This window comes from Massilimicrobiota sp. SW1139, from assembly GCF_012027715.1.
Lineage (GTDB): Bacteria > Bacillota_I > Bacilli_A > Erysipelotrichales > Coprobacillaceae > Allocoprobacillus > Allocoprobacillus merdigallinarum.
Genome location: NZ_SJOR01000025.1, coordinates 21,585 through 27,584 on the forward strand (window position 1 = coordinate 21,585; position 6,000 = coordinate 27,584).

Here is a 6,000-nt window from a genome sequence, read left to right on the forward strand (position 1 = left end):
TGTTTAACATACCGACATTTTTTCATGAAATAAACAGACTAATAAAATCAGAAAATATTTTTGCGATAAATTCAATAATATTGACACACCATTGACTCAATGTTTCCATCATTGTCCCTACACGATTATCCGATGTATCCTGTAAAGTAATGACTGACTGAATTTCTTTTCTCGAAGATACATCTTCTTCAAACTGATCAATCTGTCTTTCAAACAAAGTTCTAGATACCTGATGATCACCAAAGAATAAGCTCATCACACATATAAGAAGCAATACACAGCACAAATCAATCCAAAACTGTTTCATGCACTTAAATATTCATCTAAAACCATTGCTAAAATATTTAAAGAATTTTGAACTTCTTCATATGTGTTTTCATTTGCTCCAACTTCTATTAATACCATATTATCAGTAACACCTTGATTATAATGACTTTGTTTAAGATAAACACCTCGACATATTTTAGGAATCTTTTCATTCAACATATCAGCCAGTTTTTCACAACGCTTATTGACTGCACTGTAATGAGAACTTCCCTTTCCCACAACAAACATTAATTTTGCATAATTTTTATGATCCACAGTAATTGTTGATAAGTTCTTTTTAATAGAATCCCTATGAAAATCAATCACTAAATCATACTTTCCATGTTTTTCAACTGCCTGTGTTAAATACTTTTGTGAAACACTATATGATTTGGCATAATCAATATGATTTTTGGTTTTATACAATTCAAAATCCGTTGTTTCATAATCGACTTCATAACCTCTGTTTTCTAACAATTGCATTAAATAACGACTCCCTTCTTTCACTGACTTTGTCGCATACTCTTCACCTTGATGCGTATTATAAATATAAATTGATTTTCCATTAAGCTGCTTTTTCACATTGGTTGTTGTTAATGAAGACACAACATTTTCAACACTTTCACTATAAATGCTTTGAAAAGGAAGATTGAATAAAATCACAATCACCACAACTATTTTGAAAATAATTTTTATATTTTTATTCATGAAACCTTCCCTCCTCTAACTATACAATGAACTATATGCAAAAAAAGTTATTTTTAGTACATAAAAAAGAAATTCATAAAAGAATTTCCTAATAAGTCATACTATTAATACTTGTTGATAATAATTTAGATAACATTTCAATATCAAAATCAATCTGTTTATCACTCATAACAAATTGATTTTCAATGGGATTTAAAACTTCATTTAATAATTGGATACGCTTTTGTTCACTTAACTGTCCAATTTCTCCTAATATCAAACGTCTTTGCACTTCATTCAATCGTCCTTCATAACGCTTACGTTTTCCTACCTTTAAAGCTGTTGAAGGATCTAAAGATTCTTTAAAATAACCCTCTAACAGATTATAAACATCACTCACTAAACTAGAAACATGAATGACTGTTGGTACACCAATAGCCAAAACAGGAACCCCCATTGTTACTTCACTTATATTTTTACGATGATTGCCAATTCCACTTCCTGGATAAATACCCACATTATTCATTTGAATCACACGACAAATCTTTTCATAACTTTGTGCACACAATGCATCAATAGCGATAACCAGATCTGGCTGAAATTCCTGTACCAATGCCAACAACAAATCGGCAGTTTCCATACCCGTATGTGCCATTACCCCTGGGGCAATACACATCGTATCATAATACTGATGACGATGTCTTTCTTCGATAGAATAATGATGCGTGGCACGAATCAGATTCAATGTTCTCGGTCCAATCGCATCACTTGTGAGTGTGGGATTTCCCAATCCTATCCATAAGATAAGCGGATCTATTTTCTTGACCTTCTCTTTAATAAGGAGAGATAACTGCTTTTGAAAATGTTGTGAAATTTTTTCAAAATCCTGATAATCAGGAAAACTGATTTCAATATATTTACCTATATCATGAGGATAAAGAGGACTGGTCTGTAATATTTCAAATGTTTCAATAGAAATATCTCCATCTTGTTTTTGATGATGTTTATAATCTTTATCTTGTGTTGCATAAGCCAATGATTCTATAGCTAAATCGCTACGTGTATAATATTTATTCATATTCTCACCATTATAAGCATTACCAAAATTAAAAAAATATAATCAATTATCAATAAAACATTGCATTTATCATCTATTTTTGGTAGAATAACATGGCAAAAGTCAAAGTGAGGTGAAAGATAATGGCAAACATGAAACAACAAATCAAACGTTATAAAAATGACAACAAAAAACGTTTAATCAACAATTCTTATAAAAGTGCTTTAAAAACAGCAATTAAAAACGTAAAAGCTGAAGTTGAAGCTGGAAATAAAGAAGCTGCAATTGCTGCATACAATGTAGCTGCATCTAAATTAGATGCTTCTGTCAGCAAAGGAATTCATCATAAAAACTATGCTAGCAGACAAAAATCTAAATTAGCAAAATTAGTGAACTCTATCGCTTAATGAGATAGAGTTTTTTATTTATCTTGTATGTCAAGTTTTCTTGACATACATTTTTTATCATTCTATAATAAAAGTGTAAAGAAAACTTGACATGAGGTGATATAAGACATGAGGTGATATAATGAATAAAGAAGATATTTTAAAAAAGAATCAAAAACAATGAATAAAGAATATGACTTTTTTCTTGATCAAAAAACAATTCCTATATTAATGTCTGTTTTTATCATTTTGTGTTTTGTTATGATGTTATTCTCTTTTATAACCCCATTCCAACAGGAAATCTTTTATACCTCAACAACCCTGTTATTGACGTTTCTTGCATCATACTTTCTTGCTTATTTCTATTATTTACGTATATCGAAATACTTATATATAGGCCTTTTCTTCCTTGTTTTCTTGATGTTTTCTATAAGTTATCTGTGGTTATTGATTTGGTAGGTGAAACATATGGATAAAAATAAAATTCTTGATTTATATCGTCATGAAAAAGATGAAAGACAAGTTCAATGCCAAAGAAAAGCGTTATTGAAAGGTATGTCTTTTCTTGTAACTGTTGCCCTCACATTGATGTTCTTTTCTTTTGAATTTCAGGAAGTTCCAACAGTCTTTTATACCATTTATATCTTGATTATGCCTATAGCTGGATTGTCATTGAGTATGCGTGGCTGGTATGACAAAAATAAATTCTATTTCATATGTGGGCTTGGTTTGATTGTTCTTTGTCTTATCAATGGTTATCAATATATATCTATCATGATTGGAGTTTAATATGAATGAAAAATTAGTACTTAAAAATCATTTAAGAGAAGCAAGAAATGAAAAAGGACTCTCACAAATGGAATTGGCCAATATGGTTGGTGTATCAAGACAGACAATCTCATCTATTGAAAATGGACAATTTAATCCTACTGCTAAACTGGCACTCATTTTATGTATTGCATTAGATAAGACATTTGAAGAAATCTTTTATTTTGATATATCAATTTGACTTTCGATAGTCATAGGATTATCATGTGTATATGTAAAAAGGAGGAACATATGGAACGTAAAAGTATTGCAATTGAGGATACATGGGATTTATCTCGTATCTATGCAAATAAACAGGAATTTTATACAGATTTAGAAAAAGCGAAAGATTTATTATCATCTTTGCTTCAACAAAAGGATTCTTTTTTAGAAAATGTTGATCAATTCTTAAAGTTTCATCAGGATGAAACAATGTTATCTCGTTATATTCAAAAATTACATTGTTTTGCGCATTTACATTGTGATGTTGAACCTAACAACCCGGAATATCAAACAATGTATGCTGCCATTCTCTCATTCTATGATCAAGTGACTTCATCTTTAGATTTCTATACTGTTATGATGATTGAAAACAGCGACAAAGTTGCTCAATATCTTGAAGATGAAAAATTAGAAGATTATCGTTATAGTTTACAGGAAGTTTTAAGACAAAAAAAGCATGTCTTATCACAGGAATTAGAAACTATTGTTTCTAAAACATCTTCTATTTCTGATATTTCTTCCCAAGTGTTTGATGCTTTAAGATTAGATTATGACCCTGTTCATGTAGATGGAAAAGAAAAAGTCTTAAACAGTGCAACCCTAACAGAATTTCTTAAAAACAAAGATCCAAAAGTTAGAAAAGAAGCTTATCATAACTTCTTTAAAGAATATAAGAAATTTGAAAATGTTTATGCTGCAACATTATCTGGTGTTATGAAAAAAGACGCATTTTATGCTGATGTGAAAAACTTTGAAGGACCATTGGAAGCCAGTCTTTTTGATGATAATGTACCAACATCTTTATTCTTTAAAATCTTAGAAAAAGCAAATGTACAATATCGTCCATTATTTCATCGTTATAATGCTTTAAAGAAAAAGATTTTAAAACGAGATATAATGTATAATTATGATTTGAATATTCCTTTGGTTCAATACCAGACAAAGAAATACACAATTGATGAATGTTTTGATATTATTTTAGATGTTGTTCAAATCTTTGGTGAAGATTATGTCAACATCATCAAAAAAGCCAGAGAAGAAAGATGGATTGATTATTATCCACATGCTGGCAAACGTATTGGTGCCTATTCAAGTGGCTGCTATGATACAAATCCATATATTCTTATGAATTTTATTGGTGATTATAATTCACTTTCAACTATGATTCATGAATTAGGTCACAGTGCCCATAGTTATTTATCTTGTCATCACCAGTCACCAGTAAATTGTGATTATCGTATTTTTGTCGCTGAAGTTGCTTCAACAGTCAATGAAACATTGCTCATTAACTACATGTTAGATCATGCTTCAAGTGAAAAAGAAAAAGCCTATTTCTTATATGAACTTCTAGAAAATTGTGTTGGTCTTATTTTTAGACAACCTATGTATGCTGACTTTGAGCATATTTTACACACATGGGCTAAAGAAGGAAAACCAATGTCATCACAAATGATTACAGATTTGTATTATACTAAAAATGCTGAATATTATGGACCAGAAATAACAATGGATGAATATGTAGGTTATTCTTGTTATTATATTCCTCATTTCTATTATAACTATTATGTTTATAAATATACTTTAGGAATGACTGTTGCTTTAGCCATTGTCTCACGTTTATTAAATGGTGATGAAAAACAAAAAGAAGCTTATCTCAACTTCTTAAAATCAGGTGGCAGCAAAGATCCTGTTGACCTTTTAAAAGATGCTTTAGTCAATCCTTTAGAAGATCAATTATACGATGATGCTTTCCATTATTTTGAAACAATTTTAAATGAATTTGAAAAAATTATCCTAGATATGTCAAGCACTTTGTAATAAAGTGCTTTTTTTATAAAGCAACTGATAGTTGACAAAGAGTTGGTGGTCTTTTGAATATCATTTGATATAATGATTATACAATGAAAGGTGGTTTATCAAATGTCATTAGGTCAAAATATAAAAAAGAAGAGACAGCAAATGAAATTATCTCAAGAATATGTTGCTGAAAGATTAGGTGTTAGTAGACAAGCTGTTTCAAAATGGGAAACAAACCAAAGTGAACCCTCAATGAAAAATCTTATTGAACTTGCTGAATTGTTCCAAATCAGTTTATCTGAACTTACAGATACAAAAGATTCACACATACCAATCATCAATCAGCATGTCAAATGTTCTTATTGTGGAAAAGAAGCTCGATATTTTTTAGACCAGACAAAAACTCAAGCCTATTGCTCACAAACATGTCAATTGGCACATACTGAAGCTTTAAACAAAATCCAAAAACAACTGAAATGGTTTTATCTTGGTATTATCTTATCTATTCTCCTTTTATTAACAAGTGCTTTATCTCTTTTACCATTTCAAAAAAACATAACGACAGGATGTGGTATGTTATGTCTAGGTATGACACTCATTCTATTTCCCTTTTGTACACCTGAAACCTATCAAAAATTTGGCTATCTTAAGAGCACTCAAATTGGACGTTTTTTAGGCTTTCTCGTTGAATTATATGCTCTTTTTATACTATTTCTATGAATAATTAAAGCAGTGTTT

8 protein-coding genes are annotated in these 6,000 nt (G+C 29.9%); 5 read left to right on the top strand and 3 right to left on the bottom strand.

Features of this window, described 5'->3' with window-relative positions; all coding sequences use genetic code 11:
* Nucleotides 1–22: 22 nt before the first annotated feature.
* The 3 genes from E0K96_RS10830 to gpr form a co-directional block, all read right to left on the bottom strand.
* Entirely contained in the window at nucleotides 23–307 is a 285-nt protein-coding gene (locus E0K96_RS10830; RefSeq protein ID WP_087244559.1) for a hypothetical protein, read from the bottom strand.
* Nucleotides 304–1,014: a stage II sporulation protein P gene (gene spoIIP / locus E0K96_RS10835; RefSeq protein ID WP_087244560.1), complete on the bottom strand. Its 711-nt coding sequence runs from the start codon at nucleotides 1,012–1,014 to the stop codon at nucleotides 304–306. Before spoIIP ends, E0K96_RS10830 begins: the two co-directional genes overlap by 4 nt.
* Nucleotides 1,015–1,102: 88 nt before the next feature.
* The gene (gpr, locus tag E0K96_RS10840) at nucleotides 1,103–2,071 is read right to left on the bottom strand and encodes a GPR endopeptidase (RefSeq protein ID WP_168083170.1); all 969 of its coding nucleotides are present in this window, start codon (nucleotides 2,069–2,071) and stop codon (nucleotides 1,103–1,105) included.
* Between the two features lie 122 nt (nucleotides 2,072–2,193).
* On the opposite strand from gpr, the gene rpsT reads away from it, so the two are divergent.
* From rpsT to E0K96_RS12125, 5 genes are all read left to right on the top strand, one after another.
* The gene (gene rpsT / locus E0K96_RS10845; RefSeq protein ID WP_087244562.1) at nucleotides 2,194–2,457 is read left to right on the top strand and encodes a 30S ribosomal protein S20; all 264 of its coding nucleotides are present in this window, start codon (nucleotides 2,194–2,196) and stop codon (nucleotides 2,455–2,457) included.
* Between the two features lie 447 nt (nucleotides 2,458–2,904).
* Nucleotides 2,905–3,225, top strand: a complete 321-nt coding sequence (locus E0K96_RS10850) for a DUF6442 family protein (RefSeq protein WP_168083172.1) — start codon at nucleotides 2,905–2,907, stop codon at nucleotides 3,223–3,225.
* Between the two features lies 1 nt (nucleotide 3,226).
* Nucleotides 3,227–3,445, top strand: coding sequence for a helix-turn-helix transcriptional regulator (locus E0K96_RS10855; protein ID WP_168083174.1), 219 nt, complete (start codon nucleotides 3,227–3,229; stop codon nucleotides 3,443–3,445).
* 50 nt (nucleotides 3,446–3,495) lie between these two features.
* Nucleotides 3,496–5,283 (top strand): oligoendopeptidase F, encoded by a 1,788-nt coding sequence (pepF, locus tag E0K96_RS10860; RefSeq protein WP_168083176.1) that lies wholly within the window; start codon nucleotides 3,496–3,498, stop codon nucleotides 5,281–5,283.
* 102 nt (nucleotides 5,284–5,385) lie between these two features.
* Complete coding sequence (locus E0K96_RS12125; RefSeq protein ID WP_206080708.1) at nucleotides 5,386–5,982, top strand: helix-turn-helix domain-containing protein; 597 nt, start codon at nucleotides 5,386–5,388, stop codon at nucleotides 5,980–5,982.
* The last annotated feature ends 18 nt before the right edge of the window (nucleotides 5,983–6,000 follow it).